Source organism: Citrobacter sp. R4, from assembly GCF_026719175.1.
Taxonomy (GTDB): Bacteria; Pseudomonadota; Gammaproteobacteria; order Enterobacterales; family Enterobacteriaceae; genus Citrobacter_A; species Citrobacter_A sedlakii.
This window is the reverse complement of the sequence record NZ_JAPPSU010000011.1, coordinates 51,838-67,101: the sequence shown is the minus strand read 5'-3', so window position 1 is coordinate 67,101 and position 15,264 is coordinate 51,838. Positions and strand designations below refer to the sequence as shown.

The window sequence follows — 15,264 nt, the reverse complement described above, 5'->3', positions numbered from 1 at the left end:
GTCTGCAAACTAACCTAATATTAACCTATAAGGATGTTAATTTCTCAGCATGTAGACGCAGCCTTGTTAGCGGCCATGAAAGATACCTTTGTAGCAAAGTTACTTTCCGGTATTAATTTTTCAAAGGTCCAATTGTTGGGCATAAAAAAGCCGGGACAAAATGTCCCGGCTTTATATTTAAAAATTTATTACTCACTGCTTGGTATTGATACAGTGTTTTCAGACTTACTTGCCTCTTCAGCCGGTCCGAAAACTGTCACGTGCTGCGTTGCAAAGTCTCCACTATCATCATAAGCAATTACTTTTATGTCCTGCTTACCACGGTTAAGGTTTTTAGAAAGTGTAGCCGTACTACCGAAAACGTTCCTTAATTCGCCGTTGATGAACCATTCATATCTAACCATTTTTCCATCAGTATCATCACATTTATTGGTAAAGCTCCAGCTTAGGTTGGTTTCCGTGTAGCTCAATGTACAATTAGGCACTGCGTTTTTAACGACATCAAACTCAACAGATGCTGAACCTCTCTGTCCAAGTTTACTAACAACATCAATTGTGATCTCGTATTTCTTTTCTTTTAAACCCGAAATCAGTTGAGCCCAATAATTTTTGCCGCTGGGTATTACCTCACCGTTCACCTTGTATGTGACCGTATCTATCGAGTCCGCCGAATGAGATAGCTTGATGTTTGACCTTAAGGTTACATCGAGTGGAGCTCTCATATATTTGTTAGAGAACTTGGGTGTCATCTCAACGTTCATTGGCGTTTGTTCATCGACAACAAAGGTATTTTCGATACGCTGTTCATTGTTGCGGTTATCTTTGAAAACAACCATCAATGTATATTTGCCAGGATTTTCAATTGTAAATTCTTTGGTGTCACCTTCATCTTTAGTGATTACCAGATTCTCTTTGTCGTAAATCCATTCTCGGGAATAAGTAACACCAGGATAGTCTCCATCCTTAATACCGCTCAACGCAACGCGTAGGGTGGTCGGTGCCATGTCGTATTTAAGTTTGGAGCTTATTTTCATTTCGGGGAATTTATAAACCCACGATTTGACAGAAACTCTACGGGTAGAAACCGTATTCTCCTTATTGTCCGCTAACCATGCACTGTATTCAAAAGCAGCATATCCCTGTTTATCCAACATTTGCTCAGTAAGGGTAACAGACAGTGTAGAGCCTTTAAATGTCTGGCCATCCGGTGTTTTCCATTCTTCAACTACGTTATTACCATTCTGGTACTTACTGTTAGGGTTCGTGAACTTACCTTCCAAAGTAACTTTTTGACCAACCTCTACCTTAGAAACCCCCGTTACCGAGACAGAAAGGCGCTTGGGTTTTGCGGCTGCCAACCGAGCAGACGTTTCCTTCCATGAAGACTCCTCTGCCAGTTCATCGGAATCAAGGTAACGCATCCGGGCATAAATCGTAGACGGTAGGGTATCAGCTGAAGCCACAGTGTAAGTTGTATCTCCCTGCACCCAGTTGACTTTATCCTCTGACCAGAGAACCTCAGCGGTGCCTGCTGGTATAGGCTCATCGTTATCAAGCAGGGTTACAGGTACATCTGAGCCCTGAAGAATGTCTGTCACATCTATACTGAGCTTAGGCTGCTTGTAGGTAACTACCGTTAAGGCATCTGTGTAGGAAACCTTAGATGTGAATTTATTGGTCATTTTTGCCCTATAAAGCCACTTTCCTACTTCTGTCTTTTTGATACTTACACTTCTCTTTCCGGTCATGTCGGAAAGCATATTCCAGGTTTGACCATTATCAGAGGACTGCTGCCATTCGGTGGGGGCAAGTGCGTCAGAGTTAGCAGTACTGGCAGATTTGAAGCTTACCAGAGTACTAAGTGGGATCCTTCCGATAATAAGGCTTTTCGACAGGTTACCCTCCAGTTCCTCACCTTTATAGATTCGAATGCCTACAGCACTGGTCTCACGTTTCATTTCAAAATCAGAGAATGGCGATCTGACCTTAGCCACACCAACCAGACGCATATTACCCAGATCCATATTTTCAATTTTAATCTTGGTTTCGACAATGCCCGCATCATTGACCGGCAATGCTTCAGTCAGCGCAGTTCTTTCGTATGTAGTTTTATAACGGCCTGTTTCTGGATCTTTGCCGTATACACTTTTTTGCGAGTATATCGTGACGTCCCATTCTCCCATTGTTTTACGGTCAAATGCACTTTTACGTGTGGAGTTGTTATAACGCCCCACTGTTACCTTTAAGGGCACTTCAAGAGATGTGGCTGTTTTTCTGTCATCCACTTCCATCGATGCTCGAATATTGAAATCAGGCACCGTATATACGTTGAGTGTGTCTGTAGTTCTTAATTCTGGATCCTTTGAGTATTCTACAGCTATGTCAAAGACGTTCTTTGTCCACAATGGTGCAGCAGCAACCTTAACCCTTTGTACAAAGGTCGTTGCATCGTTGTTTGAGGAACGATTTTTAAATGACGTTTTGACAGCCTCAGAGCCGTTTTGAGAGACGATCATCGTAACGTCAGCTGGTACCACCTTCGCTAATATTCGAGCGGCCTCCCCCCCGGTCGTATAAGCCAGAGCAGTGTTCGGATTGATGCCAGCTATGACTTTATTCTTTTTGTAAGAGATGATCGGGTTGTATGGTAATTGTGTGGTCAGAGTACGGCGATTCCTTGCGGATACCGCTTTAGAGCCCTTCCCGTTAATCATATAGACTTGATAGTCGAGCAGATTCTCACCTGTTTTATTAAAGAATCCAGTTAGACCCGGGGTACGTCCTTTAAAATAGAACTCCAACCCATCAGGGACATTGTTCCACTGAGGGTAGCATGCTGTAACATCTGATTTTTCCCCATACCAGGCGAGGTAAGCATTCGCATTTTCCTCTGTGGTAAACAGAGTGCATTTATCACCAGCTGTTTGACTAAGCAGGTCCGTATACTGACGTACACGCGAGTAAAGAGTTACGTTTTTTTCCAGATTCTTGAGAGTGAATCCAGTAGGTTGATAAGTGAAAACGGTACTGAAATTAACGTTTTTTCCATAAAGGTTTTCAGCCACCACAGTAATCTCGTGATCCGAATTAACTGCTAAATCGTCTCCAACCGGCAGGTAGTAAATACCTCTATAATTTGTAGGTGTTAACGAAACTACTTTGTTGTCTATTGTTACTGATTTTATGTCAGCAACCCCAGCCTGCCCCTGGAAAGCTGCAACGATAATCTCGTTCAGGAAGTATACGGGTGCTCGTTTAGTTAATACCTGCCCATCTTTGAGAACCATAAGCGTTGGGTTATCAGACAGCATCAGTTTGCTTTCAGGCTCAGTGTACGTAGAAGAGTTTTTGCTCGTATTTTCTACTGTAAAAGTCGCTGCGTAGGACCCGTTTATAAGATCCGTTAAGTCGAAGATATAGAGGTACTCATCACCGACTTTTTGAGGTCCACTTACCGGCTGTAAAGTTCTACGTAAAGGGGTTGCCCAGGACTGTTTGAAATCAATCTCAGTGCCATCATCTAAAGTCACTTTAGTCGTCGGTTTAAACACGCCATCCGGAGTCATAGTGAGCGACATAGCTGTTGGGAGCCACCATTCACCTTCTGTTTCTTGCTGGGGTACCTTAACGGCCACAGCAACGGTTTTGGCTCCGGTATAGATGTCCTGGCCACCTACTTTGATTGTTTTAGCCTCATCGGTAAAATTCCAAAGTGTATGGTCTACTACAGGAGGCCGATAATCCCAGTTAACAACAAGCTTTTTGGATTCAGGAGGTGCGAAATAATTATTCTTAGAGTTTGCTGTAATTGTGATATCACGTGAACCCAAAAGTTCATCTGTATCACTGGCCTTAATGCTTCCAACTTCAATGGTACAGGAAGTTCCGCCAATAGGAACTTCACAGGCGGAGCCTGAACCTATTGAGATGTATTGAATATAATTGCGGGGCTCAACAGAAACAGCGATATCTTTGATCGCTTCATCCTTTAAATACGATTTGAAAGAAAAGCCGTCATAGACTAATCCGTTCAGGGATGATTTAAGACCGGTGATAGTAGGTTTTACCGGTGCCACACTTTTGATTGAATATTCACCTTTTACTATTTCAACTTTTTTCCGTTCAGAACCAGAGAAGTAAGAAATCTTGTAAGGTAGTTTTAAATCACCGGTGGTGTTGGGAACGCCTGAAAGAGTGAAACCGTTAGAAGTAAATCCCAAGGTATTGGGTAACCACTCAAAAAAACAAACGAGGTTATCAACAGAGGAAGTCGCTCGATCATCAACCGTTACATTACAGGCTGTGCCTGCACCTGAGGCAGTGATAGTGTTAGAATTAACGTATGCAACAAAGTCGCCCGGCCCCGGGTCAAAGGATACGGCTGGCAAATCAGCCTGTAGCTTTCCTGAAATCATAATCGCTTCGGCATAGACCGCTTTAATCGGAGCAATTAAAGAAAACAACAGGGCTAAACCTAAACCTGATTTTCTCATGACGAATACCTGTTTTTCTGAGCAAAATTAAACTCACTTTACGATGAAAAACAGAAATATCCGTTCGTATAATATTTAAAAAAACCTGTATTTTTCCATGTATTCCGTATGTTAATACGCTATTTTGAATTCTTGGCTTCAGATAAGCGAAGCGCGGTAATTATAGACTCGGAGCTTACCCAAGGCTTTTTTTGAGCAAGATATCCAAGTATGTAGAGGCCAATTTTAACGCAGTCCATTTGTGAGACGGGGACCATGTGCATGAAGGGTTTTAAGCCGTCTTTATCGACTGGAACTATCCCTGCTGATAACAACAAACCGCCCCTCTCGTTTGGGGTAACGCTTATATTTTTGTATACGACGTGGCCATGATGTGAGGTTTTCCTCTTATCAATTTTTAAAGTATGCATGATTCTAAGAAATACAGATGCCATCTGCATAACTTCATTCGTCGACAATTTTAGAAGTACAGAACGGTTTGAGCCCCAGTCATAATCTTTTTTGGCGTTCCTCGGAGCGACGTGCAATGTAAGATAATAATTATCAATCTCATTTGAAAAAGGTGAAGGTTTTGATGAGCTAACATCTTCATTGTTCATCTCAATGACAAGTGCTGCATCCTGACCAAAAGCTTTTACATTATGGTTTTTAAGAGAGAAGTCTGAAGTTGCCATATAAAAAGTCACTTTTGATAAAACCACATACCACCTAATGATTCATCATCGGCAAGATGCTTGAAATTTGAGAGTGTATATCCTGTTTTGGTTTCAGAAATCACCATGCTGTAAGATGCCGTATGTACAAGGCGAGAATTGTTTAGATCAAGATCATCACAAAAACCAGGGCTTTTGACGGGGTCAGCCTTTTCAACAAAAGTTACTTTTGAAGCGATGCCGTTGATCACGATTTTCTCGTTATCAGCAATTTTAATGTTTAAAGAAGGCGAGCTTTTATCACATGGCAGGAAGAGTGATGTCTTTTTAAATGTGTTTCCAGTGAAGTCCAAAAGGTCAGGTTTAACCGGAACATTGTTTAGGATTTTATAAACTCCAGCAAATGCACATATCACAACAAAACCAGATAAAACATATCTAATCTTAGACTTCATCCCCCAGTTCCTCTCCTAAAAGTTTTAACGCACTTACGCACATAAGCCTCAACTGATACAGTAAGTTATCAGCGGTTATTCCACCAACGAAGGTAACTGTACGTCGTATTGATGCTCCGCCAGGCTCGCACTGGATATGGCCGATACCAGAATCACGGAGGAAGTCATTTTCTGCACTTACAAGGTCTGACTCTACAGGTGGAATGATAACTTCAATGAGTATTGTATCAACTGGGGCCCACTCCCAATCGAACTTAAGAGAGGAAATTGGGGATATAGAAACAAGAAGCTCATCAATATTAAAAATTACGGGTTTTATTCCCATAACCTCAGACTGAATGAAGTGGCTTTCTACCATAACTACCGGAAACTCTGAAATAGTCAGAACTCCGATTAACTGGTCTCGGCGTAAACCATGTATTAGTGAGTTGCGAGATAGCATTCGATCAGCCTTTATTATAATAATCAAACATTTGGGACAAGAACAAAAGGGATTACAGAAACGAAGATTCTACATGAACATCGTTGTCAGTGACCTTAGGTCCATCGGGTATAAGGGTATCAAAAAATCCTTACATAACCATTAAAGCACAGAGACTTTATAAGTAAAATAATAATTAAGTACCAGATTTATTAAGATAATTCTTAGGTTTTTTACAAATTTAGGAAAAATCCGCACTTCCTGTAACAGCACCCAAATTAACCTAAAATACCGTTTCATTAACAGTAATTTTACATACCCAGGTGAAGCCTGAAATTATTATAACAAAAAAAAGGCCAGCAAGTATGCTGGCTTTCCTGGTAAGACAAGTTGGAACTCAGAAGTCGATTGTACTGTCTCTCACCTATCTTGCCAAAGTTGCCAGTCGCTTGTTTGCCTTAGCTTTAGATTTTATGCTTATGGAGGCGGTTTGATTTTCATCCGATACTTTTTCTAGCACTGGCACCACAGCGGAAATGGACTTTTCTTTTGAAATTTTGGATGCATCTGAAGAAAGTGGGCTTTCAGATGGTATAGAGGTATCGCTTCCCTCATTTTCAATCTTCACACCAAAGCAGGCATGTTCCTTTTGTACAAGGAAGGTTTCTTTTACAGAAACAGAATCCTGCTTTGAATTATCTAATTGTAGAGGTGTTAAATACTCCTTAAACTTTTGATCTAAGACATTCTCTAGCAATACATTAATAGGAGGCTTAGGTTCAGTATCTATAGTATTTCCATCATTCAGAAACCTATTAAGATCTGCAAGTGTTAATCTTTCGTTTAAACCATTTATAAAATTTGCCAAGTCAGGAAATAAATTATTCAATACCAACCCGGTACTAATAGCCGACCTAATTAAATCCAGTTGGTCACCCCTATGAGAAAGTTCTGTTTTTTTCAAGAAACTATAAACATAGGGTGCTTTTCTTTCGGATATCCAGAAAGACCGGATCTGAATCCGGTCGTTATCTGCCTTATTTGAGATAGGGTTTTTAGCCATGTTCTAGCTCATTATTCTGAATAAATAGTATCAGCAATTGCCAAAGATAATGCGAACTGCGGATTGTCTACCATGATAACTTTAGCCGTTTCAAAATGTTTACGAATAGCTGTTTCGATGAGATATGAACCTCCCCCAACAAGGAAAACATTATGAGGCCTCTCTTCGACTTGTGTAACCGCTCTGATTACTTTACTTTGCAACTTCTGTACCGCAGAGTTTACCGCATCAAAAACACCGTCACGCTTGTCCTCTGCAACCTTCAAAGCTGATTTATCATGACGATTATCAACAAGATGATGAATGTAAGCATTACTCGTATTCAGTTTCTCAGATTCAAGATACCTGCTGATCTCATCGTAAACAATAGAACAACCAATACGGTCAAAACCTTTTACTTTCGAAATCTGTTCTAATTGCCCAGTAATACTTGCAACATCAAGAGTAGTACCACCAAGATCAATTACCAAACTTGATTCAAATGAAGCAATATCCTCAATTTCATCTGCCCGGGTCACAGCTGGTAAAGATTCAGGGAAAACAGTCACAGACAAAACGTTGAAAGAATAGCGTTTACCGTCAAGATAACGCTCAACTGGTTTCATCAGGTTATCTTTTTTTCTCTGAATATTTTCAATATTCGTTTCCCCTAAAGCAGTATAGAACTGGCTAAGAGGTAAAGTAACAAAGAGGTGAACATCCTGAGGAACTAAACCAGAAGCATGAAGTGCATGGTGAACATTTAACCGGCTAATTTCATCGTATTGGTGAGATACATCAGTCGATTCCAGTGAGTTACTAGATTCGCTGTGATGCGAAAACCTTTCCAGCCCATCAATAAGATAGTTAAAAGGATTGAGACCCTCATGGCGAACACGGAAATCTGGAACAAAACTATTTTGTGTGAGCAAGGGAACTAATTCGTTTCTTTCATTAAGACAAACCAGTTTTGCAGCTTTACTTCCATCATCGACAACGATTTTTAAAGCTTCAGTGATATCCTGCAATGATTGTGAAACAGGACTTTCAGATTTTAATAGTTCAGCCATAAAAACTCTCTTTTATTAATAGGACCATATTAGATATTAACTTTATACATTAATGGTGACCTATTATCAACATCAACACTATTAAAAAAATACGTAACTCTATGTTATTTCAGCATCCTTCCATTTTAAATACATTACCGTTAAATATCCTGTATTCATGAAGTAAACATGTTTATAAAGGAGCCAATTATAATCAGAAAGTTACTTTGCATCCTAAGTATGAACTGTTTGAGAGCCAGGACTGGAGCCTTTACCAGTAAGTAACAAAGGTCCTTAGGCTTAGAATCCAAAATGACGCCTTTATGTAAAAAAATCATAGCTCGAAATACCGTATCATCGATGTAAACATACGTAGAGGAATTTATGGCAGCTGAGCACGTCCAAACTATAGACCTTACAAACTTCTCGGGAAGGATTTTCTTTCTGGCAGATCCTCATGGACATTACTCTGCGCTGTGCAACTTGATTCAATCAGTTACAAAGCCAGAAGAAGAGATAGTAATTTTCTCTACTGGAAATTTGTTTGACTATGGGCCGGAACCCATAGAGTTGATGAAGGCGATAAACAGTGGCTTTTTCGATGGACGTTTTGTGAGGCATTTCTCAGCTGCCGGAGCCGGAGAAGAAATGTTAAAAAAATTGTTACCATTAAACAAAGACCGGAGAACATTTTACCCCAGCACATACCTCAATGAGAGATGGTGTGTAATGGGCGGAAAGTGGCATAAAGCTGTAAATCGTTACTATTTAGAGGAAGAGATAAAAAAACTTCTTAATACCCAGCTTGGTACGATGATGCAGATTTTACTCAAAGGCGATATAAAAATTGGGGTTTGCCCTTCTGATTACGCCCCTATCCGCACATCATTCACTGATACTTATAATGCGCTTCAAGCATTCAACTATGCCAATGTGAATATTTTTCAGAGCCAGTTTCTATTCGGTATGGACCATGCCGTAATACCAATGATGATAAATGACGTCAACCTTATGGTCCTAGGTAGGAATCCTGTAAACAGCATTCGAAAAGCCCATGGTCGTACTCAAAACAATCTTCCAGTACTGATCGGTAATTGTTTACATATAAATACTGGATCACTCTATATGTCAAAATTAGAAGACCAGGTAATAGTTGCTCCGGGTATACCGCCAACTGACTCACCAGCACTTACATTAGTAGAAATAATCATGAAGAACAATCCAGTTTTATTGTGTCATCAGCTAATACAAACAACAAACAAGTTTTATTCACTTAAAACCTATCCGTTAGAACTCGATTCGATTGAAAACAACATTGAGGTAACAAGATGAAGATAAAATGGAAGATTATCTCAATTTCAACATTACTTTTGCATCTTCACGCAGCAGCTGCACCACATCAAGAGAAAGAGCAAAGAAAAGATGCTTTTTCTTCTGCCGCTCAGAAAAGTGATTCACTTATATCTGCTAAAGCGGAGCTTATAAACGGAAGGTGGTTTATAAATGGTAAATATAGGCCTGTTCTAAAGACCAGCATGACCAAAACCAATTTCTTAGAAATCATGAATGTTTCAAATAAAGAATCACTTTTTATGGTGATACCGAAACTTGAGTATAATATCATTGCCAAAAATAAAATCTTACTAAATGAAAAAATTGCATTAAGCGAAGGCACATCCGGAAAAAGCATTATTTGGGTCGAGCCTAAATCAAGTATAACTATATCGTTTATAAATGACCTTGCTAATACGCCCCTTCAGGCTATCGTTTCGATCACAAGAAACAACAAAGATGTAATTGCCATCTTTGGACCGGATCAGGGTAAAGGGTTTACTCTTCCCGGAAAGACATCTAATGATCAAGTGTCCGTTCCTGACGATTCTGATCTAAATATAAAAAAACTTAACATACCTCAAAGTGTTGGTAATTCAGTAACCATCAATCCTAAAGAGAAGAATTACCTCTTAGTTGGACAAGTAAAATATAAAATCTTATCTCTTCCGAAATATCAACATTTAGAATTTTCTGAACCGGTTTATATTGAGAAAAGAAAAGATATCCTCGGTGGTTATCGTTATTGGACGAAAGAAACAATTCTCTACCCCGGTGAATCATTATCTTTTATAACCAGCGCCAAAAACAATCTAAGGAAGCGGGATGATTAAAGTTATCACACTTTTATTGTTTGCATTACTGACTGGTTGTCAGTCAGTAGAAAGTAAAATCGAAGAACTCCCGACAGTTGGTTTTGACCCTATTCTATACAATAAAAGTGAGGCCTTTACTGACGGAAAAGTTACTTTACGTGTCGAAAGTTCAGGAACTGATGTTTGGCTTGTCGCCAAGAATGGAACCAGAAGTTTTATTGAGCTTTCAGGCCTAACGCTAGGTGGTAGTCGTTGTGCTTACAATGCCCGTAGTAAGCAACTTTTGCCCCCAGGCAGCGTAAGCACATTCGTAGTTCCTACGGTTGGAATGCTTGGACTTTGCTTCAACAATGAAGATCAACTTATGTTTATTAACCGTGCTTTTAGCAGAATCTCTCCCAAAGCAAAAGGAAAAGATTCTCTTTCTCTTTTATTTTCTGTTAGTTACGATTTTCCCGGAAAAGCGGACCTAATTAATAACCACGATTTTCAAGAGTTATATCTTTTATTTTTGAATGAGGATAATCTATGAAAAAAACATTAATTGTTATTTTATTATGTTTTTGTCACTCAGTTTTAGCATATCCATACCGTATCTATACTGTCCCGGAAGGGGCATTAGTAAAAAACATACTAACTAATGAATATCTAGGAAAAACCCCTGTGGTTGTGGACGTGAGCAATACCGAAGCTGGTTCTACTTTTGGGATTTCTTTATTTAGACATGAAAATGTTGCTATAAAGATTTTTACAGTAATGCCTTCAGCAGAAAATAATTTTGCTGTTTCTGGACCTGACGTTGCAACTATGTCATTGCCGGGCAAAGCACCTTTAAACGTAGTAAATGATGGGAATGGCGCTTCTGTTCATATAGAACTAAGACCTTATATGTCTGAACCTGCGCACACCCCATATTAATATAACAAGAAATTAAAAATATAAATCATATGAACTGCATCATAAAGATGCAGTTCAATATTTATTCTGATACTTTTAATTTTTCTTTTATGAACTCCTCTAGCTCCTTAATAAAACCCGCACTTATCCTATTGAATTCAATGCGAATTTTTCTTCCAGTATTGTTTTTACTGATTCTTGCATACTTATCTTTGTTATCAAAAGTAATAAGATCACTTGTTTCCCATTTTGTGGAATAAGATTTTTCACAAACACTTTCCACAGATTGTGTGATTTTCTCCATTACAACTTTTTGGGCAACTTGGAGATCTCCAATGTCTAAATCTTTTGTTTCCTCTTTAACATTATCTATTACTTCATCTAAAGGAAATAGATTTTTTTGCACATATTTCTGTAAACGAGACAAGCGACTATAATAGGAGTTCGGTATTCCTTCATAATCCGGGAATAAAGAGATCAATGTTTCGTCAATACGTGCCGCCTGGATTCTTTTGGCTACCGATACATGACTAATCCCAAGATATGCTGCGAGTTCTTCATTAGTAGAAAATCCCTTTTCTTCCATTTTCTTGATAAATTGAAACCCAACTTCTCTATATGAAAATTTTCGAGATGTTTGTGCTGCGGATATAATTGAATTTATATCATCTTCGGTTAGTTCATCCGGTAGTACCCACAGGGGGAGATCCTTTTCTGCCTTTATACAGCAGAAACGTCTGCGACTTCCTTCTATTAATAAATAAACCCCATCTCTTTTTACAGCGATCCCTTCGGTATCGACCCCTCTTTCTTCAATCTGCTTAAGAATATCTCTAACAGAATAATCTGTAAGGGCTTCTTGATTTCGTGGGTTTGCTGGATGGACTAAGGTCTCCTTCTCCACTCTCTGGGCTGGAACAATCACATGTTCCGCTTCAAGTCTTCGGCCCTTATGAAGAGTGAATAACTTTTTTATGCGAGGTGCTGTTTTCAAACCCGCAAGACCTGAACGGTGACCGACTTCTGTCCGCTTTGGTGCGTTTAAATATCGAGATTTATCATTCCCGATATGTTGCTCATCGCTCATGCGTTAACTCCTTGCTTAGCTGAAAAACTTTTTATTTCATTTATAAATTGTTGATATACCTGTAATACAGATTCTTCTGCGACATCAAGTTGCTTTGCGGAACAAAGTTCCTCTGATTTTTTGATATCAAGCACTGTACGCCCTTTGGAAGCAGCTGCCTTAAATGCTTCAGAATTTTTTATGTTAGCGGACATCAAAAGGTCCTGAACAGTTCTGATTAATTTATCCAAAACTATTCTTTCATATGGACTTTTGTCATCAACATTGACAGCAAGAACTTTGAACCATTTTAAATTATCGCCCTTACTTGGTGATTGTTTAAACCTTTCACTTATTGTAAGCATGAAGTCTGTAGTAGAGGCGTAATCATATTCACGTGGTGACACTGCGACAAGAATCCCATCGGCCGCTTCGTCAGCAGCCCAGATCAAAGGTGAATCTTCAGGTGGAGTGTCTATAATAATCAAATCATAGTTCTGCTTCAGTACCGGTAAGATAACTTCCTTGAAACGTAGTAACAAAGACGTTCGTTCTTCTCTAGAACATTGCCAGTATTTATCTTTAAAACGAGCATCTGTCGGAAATGCCGTTATCACGTCCAAGTTTGGCAGATGCGTTGAAAAAGGCATATTAGTGATGATTTCTTCTTCAGAGAATCCTGAATCTAAATATTTTTTATACTCAGAATTTTCTTCATAAATTCCAAGGATTGCATCAATTGCTGTAAGGAAGACATCATCTTCTGAGACACTTTGAATCATGCTGCTTCCAATCGAACCTTGTGGGTCCCATTCGATCATTAATACACGTGCATTCAGTTGTAGATCTAAAGCAGCTGCTACTGCTAAAGCTACAGATGTAGTGCTTTTCCCTGTACCGCCTTTATGATTCTGAGTAACAATAGCTCTGCTAAAGTAATGATCGCGGTACTTGGGATAACCCAGGGCATCCATTATTTTTTGAACATCCCAGCGGGTGTAAAGATGATTTTTGTTTTGATAAATAGGTGCACCAACAACTTCTTTTTCTTCTAAGTCCGAAAGTATTTTATTGAACGTTACTCGTGACTTCCCAAAAAAATCAGAGAGATTTTTTTTATTTAAACAGTGGTTGTAGATCAGTCTATCAACACCATCAACACTATCATCAGAAACAGATACTCTTGATGAAGCCATCAGAGATTCCTTAAGAGAAATCTGCTCGCTTTTCATGCGCTGACCAACGAGGGCGATCTTTTCAAGTAAATTCATGGTTATGACCTTTTTGCACTGAAAACCGACTTTTACGCATATATGTAAACTTTACGCATAATGCGTCCATTTCATTGTTATACGTACAATTCTATCCTTTGTTTCAATCCTAAGCTAATGTTTGTTTACTTTTTTATGATTTTTTGTGAGCTTAACTTGCAGATGAGAGCTCAGACTCTCTAGTCCATACCTAATGCTCATTCTTTTTAAACCACGATTCTTGTCGACTTCTCTACGCTTTGACGTTATGAGCTCCATTAATGAATCTTCACGCCTACCCTATTTCTTGCTTAGACCCTAAAATCTATCTCACCGGTGTGCTGATTTACGTTTCCTAACTGTGAATCGTTGTCGTCAGTCCAGTCTAAAGATATGAGGTGTTAATCTCTTGAGTAGGCCCACTACGAATTATGGGAGCAGAGTTAGCAACCTAGCCCAGAACTGAAACCCAACTTCAGGAGGCAACCCCAGTGTGGCGATTAAGGGGGTTAAATCTGCCAGCAGCTGACAGTGTCCTAGCTGCTGCTCAGTCACACCACGCCCTGATTAAATCTCCTGCCCGGTATTGTAAGGACCGAAAAAAGCCCGTGCATTTGTGTCGGCAGACCGGCATGAAGGAATATGACGTTAATCTGTATCAGCAGGCACTTTTCGCATGATGGGAGCAAGTGATAGCAACCCCGCCCAGAACGGAAGGCCAGCATCAGGACAAAACCCAAGTTTGGCGATTAAGGGGGTTAAATTTGCAAGCGGATGACAGTGCCCCAGCTGCTGCTCAGTCACACCACGCCCTGAGTAAATCTCTCGCCAGGTCTTGTTATGACCGAAAATAGCCAAAGCACTGGTGTCGGCAGACCGGCATACAGGAATATGACGTTAATCTGTATCAGCAGATACATTTCGCATTATGGGAGCAAGAGATAGCAACCCAGCCCAGAACTGAAGGCCAGCATGAGGACAGAACACCAGTTTGGCGATTAAGGGAGTTAAATATGCAAGCTGCTGATAGTGCCCCAGCTCCTGCTCAGTAACACCACGCCCTGATAAAATCTCCTGCCCGGTAATGTAATGACCGAAAAAAGGCCGTGCACTGGTGTCGGCAGACCGGCACGCAGGAAAATGACGTTAATCTGTATTAACAGACACATTTCGCATTAGGGGAGCAAGTGATAGCCACCCAGCCCAGAACTGAAGGCCAGCATCAGGACAGTACCCCAGTTTGGCGATTAAGGGGGTTAAATCCGCCAGTGGCTGTAAGTGCCCGAGCGGTGTATAAGAAATATTTCCCGAAGGACAATCTTTCGCTCGTACGATGAATAAAGTGTTCAACCCGGGAGCGGGGATCACTTAACCTGCTTAGCCTAAATCTTACGTCATTCTCTAAACGGAGTTTAAGCTTAATGGTCCTTAGAAAGTTAAAAGGACTACCCATAATGACGTCTTGAGATGGCGAATAAAGGGTTTTAATCTGCCAGCGGCTGACAGTGCCCCAGCTTCTGCTCAGTCACACCACGCCTGATTAAATCTCCCGCCAGGTCTTATTATGACCGAAAATAGTCCCCGTGCACTAGAGTCGTAAGACCGGCATACAGGAATGAAGCTTAAATCTTTATCAGGTTGCAAGGTTCGCATCATGGGAGCAAGGGCCTTGAACTGTAGGTTAACATCAGAAAATCCCAGATTGGCGATTAAGGGGGTTAAATCTGACAGCGACTGAAAGTGCCTTCAGATGCTGCTCAGGTATATTACAACCTGAAAAAATCAAGCGTC

At 40.1% G+C, this 15,264-nt stretch carries 12 protein-coding genes; 4 read left to right on the top strand and 8 right to left on the bottom strand.

What is annotated here, in order from left to right; translation table 11 throughout:
* Nucleotides 1-188 precede the first annotated feature (188 nt).
* From rsp to parM, 6 genes are all read right to left on the bottom strand, one after another.
* Nucleotides 189-4,493 carry an IncHI-type conjugal transfer protein RSP gene (gene rsp, locus OOJ60_RS19215; RefSeq protein ID WP_001232107.1) on the bottom strand — a complete coding sequence of 1,435 codons (4,305 nt, stop codon included), beginning with the start codon at nucleotides 4,491-4,493 and terminating at the stop codon, nucleotides 189-191.
* 119 nt (nucleotides 4,494-4,612) lie between these two features.
* Nucleotides 4,613-5,167, bottom strand: a complete 555-nt coding sequence (locus tag OOJ60_RS19210; protein WP_205613051.1) for a plasmid transfer protein — start codon at nucleotides 5,165-5,167, stop codon at nucleotides 4,613-4,615.
* Between the two features lie 8 nt (nucleotides 5,168-5,175).
* Nucleotides 5,176-5,601 (bottom strand): hypothetical protein, encoded by a 426-nt coding sequence (locus OOJ60_RS19205; RefSeq protein WP_000836980.1) that lies wholly within the window; start codon nucleotides 5,599-5,601, stop codon nucleotides 5,176-5,178.
* On the bottom strand, nucleotides 5,591-6,043 hold the full coding sequence (gene hdtA, locus OOJ60_RS19200) for a H transfer determinant A (RefSeq protein ID WP_000952689.1): 453 nt from the start codon (nucleotides 6,041-6,043) through the stop codon (nucleotides 5,591-5,593). The genes OOJ60_RS19205 and hdtA overlap by 11 nt, the downstream gene beginning before the upstream one ends.
* A 403-nt stretch (nucleotides 6,044-6,446) precedes the next feature.
* Nucleotides 6,447-7,085, bottom strand: a complete 639-nt coding sequence (locus OOJ60_RS19195; protein ID WP_001107537.1) for a hypothetical protein — start codon at nucleotides 7,083-7,085, stop codon at nucleotides 6,447-6,449.
* 11 nt (nucleotides 7,086-7,096) lie between these two features.
* Nucleotides 7,097-8,134 carry a plasmid segregation protein ParM domain-containing protein gene (parM, locus tag OOJ60_RS19190; RefSeq protein WP_000818955.1) on the bottom strand — a complete coding sequence of 346 codons (1,038 nt, stop codon included), beginning with the start codon at nucleotides 8,132-8,134 and terminating at the stop codon, nucleotides 7,097-7,099.
* A gap of 363 nt (nucleotides 8,135-8,497) precedes the next feature.
* On the opposite strand from parM, the gene OOJ60_RS19185 reads away from it, so the two are divergent.
* From OOJ60_RS19185 to OOJ60_RS19170, 4 genes are read left to right on the top strand one after another with little or no spacing between them, the layout of a single operon-like run.
* On the top strand, nucleotides 8,498-9,445 hold the full coding sequence (locus OOJ60_RS19185; protein ID WP_046788422.1) for a metallophosphoesterase: 948 nt from the start codon (nucleotides 8,498-8,500) through the stop codon (nucleotides 9,443-9,445).
* Nucleotides 9,442-10,278, top strand: a complete 837-nt coding sequence (locus tag OOJ60_RS19180) for a hypothetical protein (RefSeq protein ID WP_042634275.1) — start codon at nucleotides 9,442-9,444, stop codon at nucleotides 10,276-10,278. The genes OOJ60_RS19185 and OOJ60_RS19180 overlap by 4 nt, the downstream gene beginning before the upstream one ends.
* Entirely contained in the window at nucleotides 10,271-10,792 is a 522-nt protein-coding gene (locus tag OOJ60_RS19175) for a hypothetical protein (protein ID WP_000598516.1), read from the top strand. Before OOJ60_RS19180 ends, OOJ60_RS19175 begins: the two co-directional genes overlap by 8 nt.
* On the top strand, nucleotides 10,789-11,178 hold the full coding sequence (locus OOJ60_RS19170; protein ID WP_001572421.1) for a hypothetical protein: 390 nt from the start codon (nucleotides 10,789-10,791) through the stop codon (nucleotides 11,176-11,178). Before OOJ60_RS19175 ends, OOJ60_RS19170 begins: the two co-directional genes overlap by 4 nt.
* A gap of 61 nt (nucleotides 11,179-11,239) precedes the next feature.
* On the opposite strand, the gene OOJ60_RS19165 is transcribed toward OOJ60_RS19170, so the two are convergent.
* Together OOJ60_RS19165 and OOJ60_RS19160 are read right to left on the bottom strand one after the other, a co-directional pair.
* Complete coding sequence (locus tag OOJ60_RS19165; RefSeq protein WP_032192066.1) at nucleotides 11,240-12,244, bottom strand: ParB family protein; 1,005 nt, start codon at nucleotides 12,242-12,244, stop codon at nucleotides 11,240-11,242.
* Entirely contained in the window at nucleotides 12,241-13,494 is a 1,254-nt protein-coding gene (locus OOJ60_RS19160; RefSeq protein WP_032084678.1) for a ParA family protein, read from the bottom strand. Before OOJ60_RS19160 ends, OOJ60_RS19165 begins: the two co-directional genes overlap by 4 nt.
* Nucleotides 13,495-15,264 lie beyond the last annotated feature (1,770 nt).

Coding starts and splice junctions, on each gene's coding strand:
- rsp (WP_001232107.1), bottom strand. CDS start 4,493: ATGAGAAAATCAGGTTTAGGTTTAGCCCTGTTGTTTTCTTTAATTGCT.
- OOJ60_RS19210 (WP_205613051.1), bottom strand. CDS start 5,167: ATGGCAACTTCAGACTTCTCTCTTAAAAACCATAATGTAAAAGCTTTT.
- OOJ60_RS19205 (WP_000836980.1), bottom strand. CDS start 5,601: ATGAAGTCTAAGATTAGATATGTTTTATCTGGTTTTGTTGTGATATGT.
- hdtA (WP_000952689.1), bottom strand. CDS start 6,043: ATGCTATCTCGCAACTCACTAATACATGGTTTACGCCGAGACCAGTTA.
- OOJ60_RS19195 (WP_001107537.1), bottom strand. CDS start 7,085: ATGGCTAAAAACCCTATCTCAAATAAGGCAGATAACGACCGGATTCAG.
- parM (WP_000818955.1), bottom strand. CDS start 8,134: ATGGCTGAACTATTAAAATCTGAAAGTCCTGTTTCACAATCATTGCAG.
- OOJ60_RS19185 (WP_046788422.1), top strand. CDS start 8,498: ATGGCAGCTGAGCACGTCCAAACTATAGACCTTACAAACTTCTCGGGA.
- OOJ60_RS19180 (WP_042634275.1), top strand. CDS start 9,442: ATGAAGATAAAATGGAAGATTATCTCAATTTCAACATTACTTTTGCAT.
- OOJ60_RS19175 (WP_000598516.1), top strand. CDS start 10,271: ATGATTAAAGTTATCACACTTTTATTGTTTGCATTACTGACTGGTTGT.
- OOJ60_RS19170 (WP_001572421.1), top strand. CDS start 10,789: ATGAAAAAAACATTAATTGTTATTTTATTATGTTTTTGTCACTCAGTT.
- OOJ60_RS19165 (WP_032192066.1), bottom strand. CDS start 12,244: ATGAGCGATGAGCAACATATCGGGAATGATAAATCTCGATATTTAAAC.
- OOJ60_RS19160 (WP_032084678.1), bottom strand. CDS start 13,494: ATGAATTTACTTGAAAAGATCGCCCTCGTTGGTCAGCGCATGAAAAGC.